The organism is Herminiimonas sp. KBW02 (assembly GCF_003852535.1).
In the GTDB taxonomy this organism is placed as follows: Bacteria; Pseudomonadota; Gammaproteobacteria; order Burkholderiales; family Burkholderiaceae_D; genus Oxalicibacterium.
The window spans coordinates 167,694-183,384 of sequence record NZ_QAJP01000007.1; the positions used below are offsets into that span (position 1 = coordinate 167,694).

The window sequence follows — 15,691 nt, forward strand, 5'->3', positions numbered from 1 at the left end:
ATCGGAGTTGCGAATGTGAAATATTACGCGATTTTTTTGTGAAAATTGCTCTGGAGACATGGAAAAGTCTCGTATAGCCAGATATTTACCTCTCTAACAAGACTCCTCTTGCGGGATGATCGAACGGAAATTTCGCTGTGGAAATGAAAAAGCCGCGTGAGATACACGCGGCTTTTCAGGTGTTTGCAGGCTGCAGCTTGCTTTACTTGCTGGCCAGTCCCAGCAGCATTTCATTCAGGCGCTTCACGAAGCCAGCCGGATCGTTGAGGTTGCCACCTTCAGCCAGCAAAGCCTGGTCGAACAGGATATTTGACCAATCGTCGAATTTGGTTTCTTCGTATTTCAGGCGTTGCACCAGCGGGTGGTCAGGATTGATTTCCAGCGTTGGCTTGGCGTCCGGCGCATCTTGTCCTGCCGCTTTCAGCATGCGCATCAGGTTGCCGGACAATTCGTTTTCGCCTGCAACCAGGCAGGCTGGTGAATCGGTCAGGCGGAAGGTGATGCGCACTTCCTTGGCTTTGTCTGCCAATGCAGCTTGCATCTTCGCGACCAGATCCTTGTACTGATCTTCGGTTTCCTGGTGCTGCTTCTTCTCTGCTTCGTCTTCCAGCTGGCCGAGGTCGAGGTCACCTTTGGCGACTGATGACAATTCCTTGCCGTCGAATTCTTCGAGGAAGGACAGCATCCATTCATCGACGCGGTCTGTCAGCAACAGGACTTCGATACCTTTCTTGCGGAAGATTTCCAGGTGCGGGCTGTTCTTCGCTGCGTTGTAGGATTCGCCAGTCGCGTAGTAAATCTTGCTTTGACCTTCCTTCATGCGCGCTACGTAGTCGGCGAAGGAAACGGTTTGCGCATCGCTATCGTTATGTGTGGATGCAAAGCGCAGCAGTTTGGCGATGCGTTCCTTGTTCGCTGCATCTTCGCCTATGCCTTCTTTCAATACCTGGCCGAAAGCATTCCAGAAAGTGACGTATTTATCCTTGTCCGCTTGCTCATCGCTGTTGGCCAGTTCTTCCAGCATGGACAGAACGCGCTTGGTCGAGCCTTCACGTATGACTTTGACGTCACGCGACTCTTGCAGAATTTCACGCGATACGTTGAGTGGCAAATCAGCCGAGTCGATTACGCCTTTGACGAAGCGCAGGTAGACCGGCATCAGTTGTTCGGCGTCGTCCATGATGAAGACGCGTTTGACGTAGAGCTTGATACCGCCACGCTTGTTGCGGTCCCACAGGTCGAATGGCGCCTGGGTAGGGATGTAGAGTAATTGTGTGTATTCGCTGCGGCCTTCGACGCGATTATGCGTATAGGTCAGCGGCTCGCCGAAGTCATGCGATACGTGTTTGTAGAACTCGGTGTATTGCTCCGGCGTGATTTCGTTTTTGCTGCGTGCCCACAAGGCGCTGGCCTGGTTAATGGTTTCCCATTCGTCGCGCACGACGGTTTCTTTTTTCTCTTCGTCCCATTCTTCTTTCTGCATCATGATAGGCAGCGAGATGTGGTCCGAGTATTTACGGATGATGGATTTCAGTTTCCATGACGAGAGGAATTCATCTTCACCTTCGCGCAGGTGCAGGATGATGTCAGTGCCGCGATTTGGCTTGTCGATTGCTTCTACCGTGAAGTCGCCTGCGCCTTCCGATTCCCAGCGCACGCCTGTGCTGGCATCAGTGCCGGCGCGACGTGTTTCAACCGTGATACGGTCAGCGATGATGAAGCCGGAGTAGAAGCCGACGCCGAACTGACCGATCAGGGCCGCGTCTTTTTGCTGGTCGCCGGACAGTTTAGAGAAGAATTCCTTGGTGCCGGATTTGGCGATGGTGCCCAGATGCTCAACCGCGTCGTCGCGGTTCATGCCGATACCGTTGTCCGAAATGGTGATGGTGCGTGCTTCCTTGTCGAAGCTGACTTTGATTTTCAGGTCGGGGTCGTTTTCAAACAAGGCGCCGTTGTTGATGGCTTCAAAGCGCAATTTGTCTGCAGCATCGGAAGCATTCGAGATCAGTTCGCGCAGGAAGATTTCCTTGTTCGAGTACAAGGAATGGATCATCAGTTGCAGCAGTTGTTTGACTTCAGCCTGGAAACCCAGGGTTTGTTTTTGTTCTGAAACAGCCATTTTTACCTCAAGAATCAAAGAATTAGGGGAATTGCGCTTGAAAGCCTGTCAGTGCGGCAGTGTTTTGCAAGCCGCTATGATGTTGCCTCGTTGCGGGCAGGTCAATCCGGACTTTCAAAAGCCTGGGCAGCAAATGGGGCTGTCAGCCCCGATTTCAAGCCTTGCCCAGCTCACGTTCCAGGAAGCGCAGGATGCCCGGATCGGCCATGGCGGCGACGTTGAAGCGCATATTGGTGGACGGCAGCTGGTGCGGTGAAAACAGGCTGCCGGGTGCCAGCAGGTAACCTTGCTCCATCGCTTTCTCGGTCAGGATGTTGGCATCGCAGCCTATGTCGGTCCAGGCAAACATCCCGGCCGGAGTGTGGAAATGGACCTTGATGCCTATGCGTTCCATCTGCCGTATGGTCTTGTCGCGTACCGCGGTTAACTTGGTGCGCAGCCGGTCCGCATGCTTGCGGTAATGTCCTTCGGACAGGATGCGATACACCACGCGCTCGGTGATTTCGGTTGTCGTTAATGCAGTCAGCATCTTGCGATCGGCCAGTTGTCGCGCGATCTCCGGCGACGTGGCGATGAAGCCGACACGCAGGTTGGCGGCCAGTGTTTTGGAAAAGCCACCGAGATAAATCACACGATTTAACTGATCCAGCGCAGCGATGCGGGTCGCGGCCTGGACTGCGGTGCCGGGATGCATATCGCAGTAGATATCGTCTTCCACGATCATGAAGTCGTATTGTTCCGCGATCCTGAGTACCTGAAAGGCCTTGGCCGCTGATAGCGAAGTCGAGGTCGGATTGTGCAGGATGGAGTTGATGATGAACAGCTTGGGGCGGTGCAGTGCTGCCAGCTCGGCCAGTTGCACGATATCCGGGCCGTCCGCCAGACGTGGAATGCCGACCACCTTGGCACCCAGTGCAGCGAAAGAACCAAACATCAGGAACCAGCCCGGGTCATCGACAAAGATGGTGTCGCCCGGTTGTATGTAATGGCGCGCCACCAGATCCAGCCCTTGCGTCACGCCGGCGGTGGTGACGAATTGCTCCGGCGTCGCGGCGATTTCCAGCTCCGCCATTTTCAATTGCAGTTGCTGGCGCAGCGGCAGGAAGCCTTGCGGGATGCCATATTGCAGCAGCAGGCTGGGGTTTTGCCGACTGACTGCGCGCAAGGCATTCGCGACCAGGTCGCCATCCAGCCATTCGTTCGGCAGCAAGCCTACACCTGGCATTTTTTGCGGTGGCAATTGACGGAACATATTGCGCACCAGCCAGACGACATCGACTGGTTGTGGTGTTGAGGACGGAGTGCCTTGCGCGCGCGGTGTCAGCATGGGGGAGCGATCACGGACGTAAAAACCGGAGCCGCGTCGTGATTCCAGCAAGCCGCCGGCGACCAGGCGATCGTAGGCTTCGACTACAGTAAAGCGTGAGACCTGATGCTGATCCGAGAACTGGCGTATCGATGGCATGCGTGCACCGGTGCGCAGGATTTTGTCGTCGATGCGGCTGGTGATGAGCTGCACGATTTGCTCTATCAGCGAGCTGCCGGACGTGCGTGACAGGAGTGGGCGCTGTGCTTCGGCGTTAGCGGCAGAGGCCGACTGTGATTTGGCTGTATTGGTCATTTTGCCATGACAGTGAGTAAATTAATTCCTTAAGTGTACTGGTACTGTATTGGTTTTGTCGATTACGATGTTTTCCTGAAAAATCGGTAATCAACACTTGTTAAGTGTTTTGCCATACCCGTGGAAGACTATGGAATCCCTGCTGCCTCTGTCACTGTTCGCCTTCGTATCGTCGATTACGCCGGGGCCGAATAACATCATGCTGACTTCATCCGGCATACGCTTTGGTTTTGTGCGTTCGCTGCCGCATATGTTTGGTGTGGTGTTTGGTTTCAGTGTGATCCTCGCACTGTGCGCGGCAGGTATCGGCAGCCTCATCGTCGCGATGCCGACTTTGCATATCGTCTTGAAAACGATAGGTTCGACTTATCTGGTCTACCTGGCCTGGCAGTTGCGCAGCATGGCGTTCACGCAGGAAGTGGATGTTGATGTGCGACCTATGTCTTTCATTGGTGCTTCGCTGTTCCAGTTTGCCAATCCGAAAGCCTGGGTGATGGCAGTGACTGGTGCTTCTGCTTTTTTGCCGCCGATGCAACCGGTGTGGCTGGCGATCACCGTGTATTGCGTCATTTTCGGCATCATCAATTTTCCGTGCATCAGCATCTGGGCCGGCACCGGCGCAGTGCTGCGACGTTATCTGACGCAGGCTAAATGGCGCCGCGTGTTTTGTGCCGTCATGATCATCCTCACCCTGTACTCTGCCTTAGCAATCTGGTTATGAATATTCAATCAAAAATAATGACAAGGTCATCTGTAATGACACAAGAAACCAAAGGTATGTTGCTGGGCGCTATCGGCGTTGCGATGTTCAGCCTGACTTTGCCGTTTACCCGTATTGCCGTTGCTGAACTGCATCCTGTATTCGTTGCACTCGGGCGTGCCGTAGTGGCAGCGGCATGCTCGGCTGTGTTGTTGTGGTGGAGCGGTGCAGTACGTCCGACCAAAGCGCAGATGAAATCCTTGTTCATCACAGCGCTGGGCGTGGTGGTCGGCTTTCCGGTGTTTTCATCGATCGCGATGCACTATGTGCCGGCGTCACATGGCGCCATCATTCTCGGCATCCTGCCGCTGGCGACTGCATTGTTCGGTGCCTTGCGTTTTGGTGAGCGGCCTTCACCCGGTTTCTGGATCGCGGCGGTGATCGGCAGTGCGCTGGTAGTCGGCTTCGCTTTGCAGCAGGGCGGCGGTGAGTTGCACATTGCCGACCTCGCATTGTTTATAGCGGTGCTGGCAGCGGCCATGGGTTATGCCGAAGGCGGACGTTTGTCGCAAACCATGGGCGGCCAGCAAGTGATTTCATGGGCGCTGGTGTTGTCGATGCCGGTGGTCTTGCCGGTTACGGTGTGGCTGGGCTGGAAGCACGGCGTGACCGCGTCGCCTGCAGCCTGGGTAGGTTTTGCCTATGTGTCGCTGTTTTCGATGTTTATCGGTTTCTTCTTTTGGTACAAGGGTCTGGCACTGGGCGGTATCGCACGGGTCGGACAGGTGCAACTGATACAACCGTTCCTGACCTTGCTGGGCGCGGCTGTAATCCTCGGTGAATTGCTGGAACTGCGTACCTTTTTGTTTGCACTTGCCATTATTGCTGTGGTGGCAATAGGAAGAAAGATGCCGATCCGACGACTAAGTTGATGTCAATTGCTATGAGAATTCAGTTTTAGCTGTGATTTTGTGACGATAGTTCGGAAGGAAAGCCGCGGATTTGAGATAATCGCTGGATTCCTTCCGTGAGCCAGATCACTGCGATGGCAATTTGCCATCAATGCAGCCACGGACTTCTGTTCATTGCCATTCCTGCTTTGCACGGAGTGGCATCAATTTTTTTGGAGTACTTATGTCTGTTTACGACAAGCTGAAAGCCTTGAACATCGAATTGCCAGCTGTCGCGGCGCCAGTCGCAGCCTACGTCATGCACGCGCAAACGGGTAACACGGTTTTCCTGTCCGGCCATATCGCAAAAAAAGACGGCAAGCCATGGGTAGGCCAATTGGGTAAGAACATCACGACCGACGAAGCCAAGCTGGCAGCACGCGGCGTGGCGATCGACCTGATCGCCACCTTGCAGGCAGCATGCGGCGGCGACCTGAATCGTGTCAAACGCATTGTCAAAATCATGGGCCTGGTGAACTCCACCGGTGATTACACCGAGCAGCACCTGGTCACCAACGGCGCATCCGAATTGCTGGCTGAAGTATTCGGCCCGCAAGGCCTGCATGCCCGTTCCGCATTTGGCGTAGCGCAAATCCCGCTCGGCGCATGCGTCGAAATCGAATTGATCGCTGAAGTGATCTAAGTAGTACCCATGCCCCGGAATACCGGGGCATGAGCCTTGTATATACCGTGAAGTAATCATGAAAATCGAACATCCAACGCCGATCAACTGGCAATTCGCCAAACGTGCAGAACAACTGCAAAGCTCGGTCATCCGCGAAATCCTGAAAATCACGATGCGCCCGGACATCATCTCCTTTGCCGGCGGTTTGCCGTCACCGGCAACCTTCCCGGTCGAGCACATGAAAGCGGCGTTCGATAAGGTGTTGTCACAGCAGGGCAAGATTGCGCTGCAATACGGACCGAGCGATGGTTATGCACCGTTGCGTGAATGGATCGCGAATTCGCTGTCGATCCCGGGTTCGGTGATTACGCCGGATCAGGTCTTGATGGTATCCGGTTCGCAGCAGGCGCTGGATTTACTCGGCAAAGTATTGATCGAAGAAAACAGCAAAGTGCTGGTCGAAACCCCGAGCTACCTCGGGGCCTTGCAAGCGTTCTCCGTGTACCAGCCGCAATTTGTCTCGGTTCCTACCGATGACTACGGTTTGTTGCCGGAAGCAGTCGATGGCATCGCCGACGGTGCACGCCTGCTGTACGCCTTGCCTAACTTCCACAATCCGACCGGACGCACCATGTCGGTGGAACGTCGGATGGCATTGGTGGAAACCTGTGCGCGCCATGGCTTGCCGCTGATCGAAGATGATCCGTACGGTGCACTCAGCTATCGCGCTGATCCGTTGCCGAAGATGCTGACCATGAATCCGAGCGGCGTGATTTACATGGGTTCGTTCTCCAAGGTACTGACACCGGGCATACGCCTTGGTTACGTCGTCGGCCCGACACCATTGATCCGCAAACTGGAGCAGGCGAAACAGGCAGCTGATCTGCATACTTCACAACTGATACAAATGGTGGTGTACGAAGCCATCAAGGATGGCTTCCTCGCTGAACACATCCCATCGATACGCACTTTGTACGCGAACCAGTGTCAGGTGATGCTGGATGCCCTGGCTGAATTTGCGCCGGAAGGCGTGAAGTGGAACAAGCCGGAAGGTGGCATGTTTATCTGGGTCACGTTGCCTAAGCATATTGATTGCATGCAGTTGCTGGAAGAGGCGATTGCGCAGAAAGTGGCATTCGTACCGGGCGCGCCTTTCTATGCGAATGAGCCGGAGAAGAATACTTTGCGTCTGAGCTTTGTGACTGTGCCGCCGGAGAAGATACGTGAAGGCGTGGCTACTTTGGCTAAGTTGATAGCCGCGAAGATTTGATTTGTTGCTTGGCATTTAAAAAGCCGCTCTATATAGAGCGGCTTTTTTATTGTTTGTTAGCACAGTCGACCTGGCACTACGTGGGCTACCGCTTGTCGTGCGTTCTTTCGCTGATTCCTGGCTTTCACCTTACTTTGAGACATGTGATTTCGATAATAAGATAATTGTCTTGACAAAAAAATCCATAGATATAATCTTCCGCAAGCATGTGCGATTGTATACATGATTTGATATTCTTGTATGCAAGTGACTTCTTAATATAAAAAATACAATTTTGGAGACAAGATCATGAAACTTAGAATCCCCCTTTTGTTGGTCGCCGGACTTTGCTTATCTGTCAGTGCGTTTGCGCAGTCCTGGCCTACCAGGCCGGTGACCTTAATCGTACCGTTCCCTCCGGGTGGCGGAACCGATGCCTTTGCCCGTCCGCTGGCGGCGCAACTGACCAAACAGCTCGGCAAGACGGTCATCATCGATAATCGTGGGGGTGCAGGTGGCACGCTTGGTGCAGGGGTCGCAGCGAAGTCCCCGCCTGATGGATACACATTTTTCATAGGCGCAGCGCATCATGCAATTGCACCGGCGCTGTATCCCAAGCTCGCTTACGATCTGCAAAAAGATTTCATCCCGATTACCGTGATAGCCACGCCACCACAGGTAATCGTGGTCAACACACAGCGCGTTCCGGTGCAGGATCTGAAAGGCTTGCTGGATTACGTAAGAAAGAACCCAGGTAAGCTGAACTTCGGCTCGGCCGGTAACGGTACCTCGCATCATTTGGCGGGTGAGCTGTTTAAGATCCAGACCAAGACCTTCATTACCCATATTCCATACCGTGGCGCAGGTCCGGCGCTACAGGACTTGATCGGCGGGCAGCTCGATATGATGTTTGACGGACTCGGTTCATCGGCCAGCCATGTGAAGAGCGGCCGCATCAAGGCACTTGCCGTTGCATCGGCCAAGCGCGCACCGGGCTTTCCTGACGTTCCTACAGCTGCAGAAGCCGGTGTACCTGGCTATGAAGTATCTACCTGGTATGGTCTGTGGGCAATCAAGGGCACTCCACCAGAGGTGGTCGAGCGTATGACGGAAGAAGTCAAGAAAGCGCTGGCATCACCGGAAATCCAGCATAACTGGACGAGTGCAGGCTCGGATATTCCGAACATGTCACAGGCGGAATTCACTACGATGATCGCGTCCGAAATAGCGCGCTGGGGTGCGGTGGTCAAGAGCTCCGGCGTCAAGCTGGAATAGATGAGTAAAACAGCCGCCACTTGGCGGCTGTTTTCTTATATGGATAAGCTCGCTTTGGGTCGGAGGCAGACGTCCGCTATCAAAAGCGGATAGTGGAGTCTTATAAATAAAAAACTCTACAAGTACGTACTAGCCAAAAGAAAAAACCGCCTTTCGGCGGTTAGTTTTTTTCAAAGAACCGTGTCATCTTTCAAAGCAACTCAATCCCGAATCGACGGAGTGTTATTGCAAATAGCGCGAAACACGCAGTAGTGATGACCGCACATGCTAGTAGTGCTGACCAGAATCCCAGTTTGCCCAGTAGGTATGGAAACGCCAAAAACATTGGCAGCGTGGGAATCACGTACCAGAATGTGTAAAACGCATGATTGGCGATTTTCTCTGCCGGCTGCTTCTCCACATACAGCCAGATGAGCGTAAGTAGAGTAATTAACGGAAGCGCGGCGATAAAGCCACCGAGCTTGTCACTCCGCTTCGCAAATTCAGAAACAAGTACGACCATGCCAGCCGTCAGCAAGTATTTAGTGATAATCCAGGCCATATAACCTCCGACTCATCGAATTTTGATGTTGAGCCGATGTATGTGTCACATCGGCTAAATCGGCATCACTTCAGAGAAAAGCGAACGTTTGCCGTGCTCTTGTCCGCGAAGGTAATTGAGGCAACGACTTTCGAGCCTTTCTTCAGTTTTGCATCGCCTTTCGATATCAGCATATTGTACGGGGCTGGCTCGAGAGCAACTTCAGTCTTTTCCGTTCCGTTAAGCACAGTAAGTTTTGCCACAGCGCCAGCAGTTGAGACTTCCTGGCCATGGTCCTCAACATACAGTGTCGCTTGGCCTTCTTTGTTCACTAACTCAAATGCCAAATCGCTAGCCGAGCTTGTGATGCCACCATGTTTTGGCTTGTCGCCATGTGCCAGTACAGCGCCGGAAGCCGCAATTGCAAATGTCATGACTACGTAGCTCAACAGTTTTTTCATTTAGATTCTCCAAAGGAGCAGCAGCTTGAAATGGGCGCTGCTGCATAAAGCCCATATCTAGTACGCTTCGCTATCCTCTTGCGCTAGTAATGCCTCTAAAGGCTTACGCCCTGCCAGCCAAAACACTACCGGGGTAATCAAGGTATCCAATATCGTCGCACTGACCAGTCCACCAAAGATGACTACGGCGACTGGATGCAAAATTTCCTTGCCCGGAGCATCTGCCGCCAACAACAGCGGGATAAGCGCAAACGCAGCGACCAGTGCAGTCATCAACACCGGTGTCAATCGTTCCAGAGAACCGCGCACAATCATCGGGATACCGAATACCTCGTTTTCAAACTTGCATAGGTTGATGTAATGGCTGACCTTGAGGATGCTGTTTCTGGTCGAAATACCGGCCAAGGTGATGAAGCCGACCATGGATGCCACTGATAACGACACGCCTGCAATCCACATTGCGACGACGCTGCCAATAAGTGCAAGCGGAATATTCCCCATGACGATGAGCGCAAGGATGCTGGACTTGTAGCGCGTGTATAGAACCAGAAAAATCAACGCGAGTGATACAAACGACAGTCCCACGATAAGCTTCATCGCTTGCTCTTGTGCCTGGAATTGCCCCTCAATGCTGATGAAGTAGCTGTCAGGAAGCTTGGTTTCTGAGACAGCTTTGCGAACATCCGCAATCACGCGAGACATGTCCGAACCATCGGTATTGGCATATACGACGATGCGCCGGCGACTGTTTTCTCGGCCAATCTGGTTCGGCCCATCGCCTTCTTCAATAGAAGCCACTGCAGACAATGGAATACGTCCGCTTGGACTATCTAGCATGACACGAGACAAATCCTGCGGGGTACGGCCATCGTCTTTCAAACGCACCACAAGGTCGAAGCGGCGCGGGCCGTCGACAACCTGCGTAATGCGTTCTCCCTCAGACAGCGTTTGCATCGCACTCAAGACCTGGCCTGGCGTTAAACCGTATTGCGCTGCTTTTCGATAGTCCAGCCGTATCTTGATTTGAGGGATGAGCACCTGTCGTTCGACAGACAAATCCACCAGTCCTTCGACAGTCGACAGTCGCACACGTAAGGTCTCAGCCAATCCCCGGAGCGAATCCAGGTCATCACCATAAATTTTGAGTGCAACTTGTGCACGAACGCCTGACAACAGATGGTCCAGTCGATGCGATATCGGCTGCCCAATAGCAACCGATGCAGGAATGACTGCTAATTTACTGCGAATGTCACGCAGTACTTCATCGCGGTCGCGTTCCGACGGTTTCAGATCTACGTCGATTTCAGAAGAGTGAACGCCTTCGGCATGCTCATCCATTTCGGCCCGACCAGTCCGGCGTCCCACCTTGAGAACCTCTGGTACGCTTCTGATGAGCGTCTCTGCCAGCGCGCCCATACGATTCGATTCGGCAAGCGAGGTGCCTGGTGCGAAGGTCATTCCCATGACTAGGGAGCCTTCATTGAAGGCGGGTAGGAAAGAGCGCGGGAACAATGGCACAGTAGCCGCCGCAACTACTACGGTGACTACCGCCGTGATGACAATTGCCTTCGCACGCGGGAACGACCATGCAAGTAAGCGCGTGTCCCACTCTTTGAGTTTACGGACCAGCGGGCTATCGCGGTGCGCGAGTTGCTTCATGCTAGGTAACCAGTAATGTGCAAGTACAGGTGTAACAGTCATCGAGACGAACATCGAGGCCAGAATCGACGCAATGTAGGCTATGCCCAGAGGAGCGAACAGTTTTCCTTCGATGCCCGGCAATGCAAACAACGGCACAAAGACCAGGACCACGATGGCCGTGGCATAGACAATCCCTGAACGCACCTCTACTGATGCACGCCAGATGACTTCCAGTGTCGATTGCGTACTGCCTTCGGCTGCACGCTGTTTAAGGCGACGAAGGATGTTTTCAATATCAACCACTGCATCATCAACGAGCTCGCCAATCGCAATTGCCAAGCCACCCAGCGTCATCACATTGATAGACTGTCCCAGCATCTTGAACACGACGGCTGTGACAGCCAATGACAGCGGAATAGCAATCAACGAGATTGCTGTCGTACGAACATTGAGCAAGAAGGCAAACAGAATGATGGCAACTAGGATGGCGCCATCCCGTAGTGCTTCCGTCACGTTATTGATGGAGGCATTGATGAAGTTGGCTTGCCTGAACAAGACCTCTGGTGAGGATAGCCCAGAAGGAAGGCCTTGCTGCAATTCGGCCAATGCTTTTTCAATCTCGCCGGTAAGCTTGACGGTATCGGCCGCTGGCTGCTTCTGCACGCTGACAATGACAGCTGGCTTACCGTTCATCCCTGCGTCACCACGTTTGAATGCCGGTGCATGGCGTACAGTTGCAACTTGTTCCAACAGAATTGGGCTGCCATTGCGGAACACGACTGCCAGTCCTCGCAAGTCATCCAGCCGTATGGTTCTGCCTAGGTTGCGAATCAAATACTCGCGACTGTTCAGGTCGATAAAGCCACCACTCGTATTGGCTGCAAAACCACGCACCGCTTCTTTGACCTGGTCGAGAGAGATATTGAATTGCGCCATACGAGCGGTATCCGGTTCGACACGTAATTGACGAACCTCTCCGCCAATCGGAATGACTTGAGAGACACCAGGAATGGAGAGTAAGCGTGGTCGAAGTACGAAATCTGCGTACTCGCGCGCCTGCATTGGGCTTGCCTTGGTAACGTCGATAGGTAAGGCAACTAGCATAATTTCACCCATGATGGATGAGACCGGACCCATGATGGGTGTTATGTCCGCTGGCAGTTGCTCTTTGACCAGTGCTAACCTTTCAGAAACGAGCTGGCGATTGCGGTAGACGTCGGTACCCCAGTCAAACTCCGCATAAACAATTGACAGGCCAACACCAGATACCGAGCGTACCCGTGTGACACCTGGCATGCCGTTCAATGCAGTTTCCAATGGAAAGGACACCAGCTGCTCCACTTCTTCTGGTGCCATGCCTCCAGCTTCGGTCAACACGGTGACAAGTGGCTTGTTCAGGTCAGGAAAAACGTCGACAGGTGTTCGCATGGCCGTCATCGCGCCATAGACCAGCAGGATGAACGCCGCAGCGAGAACAAGTACACGGTTGTGGAGGCTGAACCTCACTATCCAATTAAACATGGCTCATCCTTTATCGAATCTGATTGATGAGCGCCGCACCGGATACGACCACGCGGTTCTCGGGTGCCAGCCCTTTGGTCGCAACAATGGTGGTCGCATCGAGAGTCTGATATTGGATGGGCATGGCAATGAATCGCTCGCTGCCGGCTTTTATCCAAACGACCGGCTCATTGTTTGCGTTGCGGACCACGGCTTCCGCAGGCAAGGAGATGCCGTCTACCTTGTCTTTCAATTGAACAGTCACTGTTACAGGTAGTCCAGCCGCTAGCGCAGATGAGGCCGTACTGGCTCTGAAACTCAACGGTAAGGCACCATCACGCAGAGCGCGGCCGAAACCAATGAGAGATAGCTTCACGTCAGGAAAACCATTGAGGCTGGCACCGGTCACCTGGCTAGCCAGTTTTATATCGGCCGTTGTCGCTTCAATGACCATACGGTTTGCGTCAACGATGTCGAACAGCACGTCACGTGCCTCCACAATCTGACCACTCAACACGCTTGCCGAGGCGATGTTCCCGGAGGCTGATGCCGTAATCGCCTCCATACCGGCAATACTTCCGGAAATTGCCTTCTCACGGCCCTTGAGGCTGATAAGCTCAGCACGTGCGGCCTGCAATTCCTTTAACGGCACCGAACCTTCCAATGCTTCCAGGCGCTGAATACGTTGCTCAGCCAGCGTCGTGCTGGCGCGAATCTCGGCTAATTGCGCTTGTTGGTTACCGCGGTCAATAGCTGTTGCGACCGGATGTAAGTACGCAAGGATTTCTCCCTTTTTAACTTTCTGCCCGATGGCAGGCAGACCAGATTTAGCCGCTTCGATGCGCCCAGCAAAGGAAGCCTGAACACGACCGCCTGCGTTGGGGTCAATTCCCACTCGGCCGTTTAACTCAACGGTGTGTGCATGTTCGCCAGTTACAACCATGACGGTTCGAATGGCCAAGCGACGTTGCACCTGCTTGGAGATGTTGACGCTGCCATCTGGGAGACGAGCCAGGCCAGAAGAGCTACCAGAAGCTGGCGCGTCAAGGTGTTCGCCGTTCGGCCCATGGGAACCTGGTGCTGCATCGGTATTTGAGGCGTAAGCACTTAAAGCAAGCAGTGATGTACAAATGAAAAATTTGATAGACATGATTATTTCTCTTTGTGGGAGCGACGGCGAATTAACGCAACTACAGCCAGCAACAGCAGCGTGGCAATCAAAAGTCCTGCTAAGAGCCATCCTGTGATGAAGCTCTTATGCTCATGAGAATGCTCATCGGCGTGGCTGTCCCCGACTACTTCCAACGTTGCCTCAAGGAGGTCGGTCTCTTCTCCGACCGAAAATGTGAACAACAGCGCGTGCTTGCCGGGTATGCGTAATGCTGCAAGCAACTCGGGCGTATCGATTGCATAGTCGCCATGGTCCGCGTGGAAGGTCGCCGTCGCTGTTTGGCCTGCATACTCGACCTCGAGTTTTCCGTTGAGGACGGGCTCGTTTGTTTCATACCTGTCTATGAGAATGGAGAGTTCGTCTTCTTTCACATAGCCGACAAGTTCGAATGCCTCGGTGAATGTGTCGATTCTTGGGCCGGTACCGCCCACGAGTCGTGCAGTTCCTCCAGGCGCATCAAGGTGTTCACCGTTTGGGCCATGACTACCAGGGGCTGCAATCGCGGTCGACCAGGTAAACAAACAAATGGCGAATGTGCTGAGTATCTTCATGGGATGATTCCTAATGCTTGATTGAGGCGAGCGTGGGATAAGCCAACAACAACGTGCTGTTGTCTTTCAGCCATTTCGGCTTCGTGCAACGAAGTACGCGAGCGCAGCAGTTCAAACAAACTGCGTTCTCCTAGTCGGAAGGCTTTTTCGATGTGCCGGGTATGTTCTTTGGCTAGTTCGTTACGCCGAATCGCTGCTGTAAGGCTTTGCTCCGAAGCTTGCAACTGCTGCCGTGCGAGCGCGATATCCGAACCCAACACGCTTTCCGTTCTTGCAACCTCGGCGGTTGCCGTTTCAAGCTCAGTAATGGCAGCAGTTTCCAGGGGGCGATTGCGAGAACGTGTTCCGATTGGAATTTGCAATGCAATACCAATAGTGCGACTGCTTTCTTGCATCGCACGACCTTGGTCGTGGCGCATCAACAGTCCTACGGTAGGCGGGTCGCTACGCACCGTTGAAACAACCTTCATAGCGGCTTGTGCGCGTTCCAGTGAAGTGCGAGCCGCCTGCATTCTGGGATGAAGCTCAGGAACGGATGCCGGAGTCCTTTCTACAACCAGTGAGGGAATATCCAGTAAACCGGTCAGATTTTTGAAGCGTGCCAGCTCAGCCTGTTCACGGTTAAAAAAGGCTACAACGCGACCTTCCGCTGCTAACGCTTCTTGCTGAGCGAGAAGCTCGTCAGTCCGTGCAAGGTCGCCGGCCTTGACGCGTTTGCCAACGTCCTTTGCCAACGCTTCGAGATAGCGCTGGTGCCCCTTTGCTTCTTCAAGTGCTTGGCGTGCACTTGCGACGCTCCACAGGAGCTCCCGAACCTCTCCAGCCACCGTGAGACGTGAATCGGCAATCTGACCTTCGAGCGCGTTGGCGCTGCTGTCCGCCAATGTTTGACGAACAGCTCTTTGTTCCGGAAGCCAGATTGGCGCCGCCATCGAGACTTCGCTTTCTCGAACGCCAGTCTGCTCATGCCAACGGTCACTACGTTGCATCAGTCCAATGGATGGCGAACCCGCAATCCAGCTTCTGGAGGCTTCTTGACCAGCTGATGCTTCGTCTCGCTTGGCTTCGAGAGCACGAGCCTGCGGCAATCTCTGCCAGGCACCCTCTATGGCCGTTTTTAAGTCAACCTGATTGGACTGCGCGTATCCAATAGGGGATATCAGGGCAATCAAAGCCCAAACGCCAAAATGGCGTATTAAAAAATTACGTATGCACATGCTATCTCCGTTCGGTAAGCAGAAAAGACTGGCCGAAGGCGACTGCATTCCACATGCTCAATGCATGTGGGCTAGTAGCTAAATGTGCAGA

The 15,691-nt window shown here is 53.5% G+C and carries 13 protein-coding genes; 5 read left to right on the forward strand and 8 right to left on the reverse strand.

The genetic code is table 11. The features are described 5' to 3' along the window. Nucleotides 1–202: 202 nt before the first annotated feature. Both htpG and DBR37_RS12820 read right to left on the reverse strand, forming a co-directional pair. Nucleotides 203–2,119 carry a molecular chaperone HtpG gene (gene htpG / locus DBR37_RS12815; RefSeq protein ID WP_124574872.1) on the reverse strand — a complete coding sequence of 639 codons (1,917 nt, stop codon included), beginning with the start codon at nucleotides 2,117–2,119 and terminating at the stop codon, nucleotides 203–205. A gap of 154 nt (nucleotides 2,120–2,273) precedes the next feature. Beyond that, the gene (locus DBR37_RS12820) at nucleotides 2,274–3,740 is read right to left on the reverse strand and encodes a PLP-dependent aminotransferase family protein (protein WP_124574873.1); all 1,467 of its coding nucleotides are present in this window, start codon (nucleotides 3,738–3,740) and stop codon (nucleotides 2,274–2,276) included. A gap of 130 nt (nucleotides 3,741–3,870) precedes the next feature. Here DBR37_RS12820 and DBR37_RS12825 point away from each other — a divergent pair, with 130 nt between their 5' ends. From DBR37_RS12825 to DBR37_RS12845, 5 genes are all read left to right on the forward strand, one after another. After that, nucleotides 3,871–4,461, forward strand: coding sequence for a LysE family translocator (locus DBR37_RS12825; RefSeq protein ID WP_124574874.1), 591 nt, complete (start codon nucleotides 3,871–3,873; stop codon nucleotides 4,459–4,461). A gap of 35 nt (nucleotides 4,462–4,496) precedes the next feature. Further along, nucleotides 4,497–5,372 (forward strand): DMT family transporter, encoded by an 876-nt coding sequence (locus tag DBR37_RS12830; protein ID WP_233588370.1) that lies wholly within the window; start codon nucleotides 4,497–4,499, stop codon nucleotides 5,370–5,372. Between the two features lie 202 nt (nucleotides 5,373–5,574). Beyond that, nucleotides 5,575–6,033 carry a RidA family protein gene (locus DBR37_RS12835; protein WP_124574876.1) on the forward strand — a complete coding sequence of 153 codons (459 nt, stop codon included), beginning with the start codon at nucleotides 5,575–5,577 and terminating at the stop codon, nucleotides 6,031–6,033. A gap of 58 nt (nucleotides 6,034–6,091) precedes the next feature. Beyond that, a complete protein-coding gene (locus tag DBR37_RS12840) occupies nucleotides 6,092–7,285 on the forward strand; it encodes a PLP-dependent aminotransferase family protein (RefSeq protein WP_124574877.1) in 1,194 nt (397 codons plus the stop codon). Between the two features lie 288 nt (nucleotides 7,286–7,573). Further along, the gene (locus tag DBR37_RS12845; RefSeq protein ID WP_124574878.1) at nucleotides 7,574–8,539 is read left to right on the forward strand and encodes a tripartite tricarboxylate transporter substrate binding protein; all 966 of its coding nucleotides are present in this window, start codon (nucleotides 7,574–7,576) and stop codon (nucleotides 8,537–8,539) included. A 190-nt stretch (nucleotides 8,540–8,729) separates the two neighbouring features. Here DBR37_RS12845 and DBR37_RS12850 read toward each other — a convergent pair whose 3' ends face one another. The 6 genes from DBR37_RS12850 to DBR37_RS12875 all read right to left on the reverse strand — a co-directional run bounded on the left by DBR37_RS12850 (nucleotide 8,730) and on the right by DBR37_RS12875 (nucleotide 15,600). Continuing rightward, nucleotides 8,730–9,080: a DUF3147 family protein gene (locus DBR37_RS12850; protein ID WP_124574879.1), complete on the reverse strand. Its 351-nt coding sequence runs from the start codon at nucleotides 9,078–9,080 to the stop codon at nucleotides 8,730–8,732. Between the two features lie 65 nt (nucleotides 9,081–9,145). Beyond that, complete coding sequence (locus DBR37_RS12855; RefSeq protein WP_124574880.1) at nucleotides 9,146–9,520, reverse strand: hypothetical protein; 375 nt, start codon at nucleotides 9,518–9,520, stop codon at nucleotides 9,146–9,148. 57 nt (nucleotides 9,521–9,577) lie between these two features. After that, nucleotides 9,578–12,682, reverse strand: a complete 3,105-nt coding sequence (locus DBR37_RS12860; RefSeq protein WP_124574881.1) for an efflux RND transporter permease subunit — start codon at nucleotides 12,680–12,682, stop codon at nucleotides 9,578–9,580. A 10-nt stretch (nucleotides 12,683–12,692) separates the two neighbouring features. After that, on the reverse strand, nucleotides 12,693–13,811 hold the full coding sequence (locus tag DBR37_RS12865) for an efflux RND transporter periplasmic adaptor subunit (RefSeq protein WP_199739113.1): 1,119 nt from the start codon (nucleotides 13,809–13,811) through the stop codon (nucleotides 12,693–12,695). Nucleotides 13,812–13,813: 2 nt separating this feature from the next. Further along, nucleotides 13,814–14,383, reverse strand: a complete 570-nt coding sequence (locus tag DBR37_RS12870) for a hypothetical protein (protein WP_124574882.1) — start codon at nucleotides 14,381–14,383, stop codon at nucleotides 13,814–13,816. Continuing rightward, on the reverse strand, nucleotides 14,380–15,600 hold the full coding sequence (locus DBR37_RS12875; protein WP_124574883.1) for a TolC family protein: 1,221 nt from the start codon (nucleotides 15,598–15,600) through the stop codon (nucleotides 14,380–14,382). The genes DBR37_RS12870 and DBR37_RS12875 overlap by 4 nt, the downstream gene beginning before the upstream one ends. Between the last annotated feature and the right edge of the window lie 91 nt (nucleotides 15,601–15,691).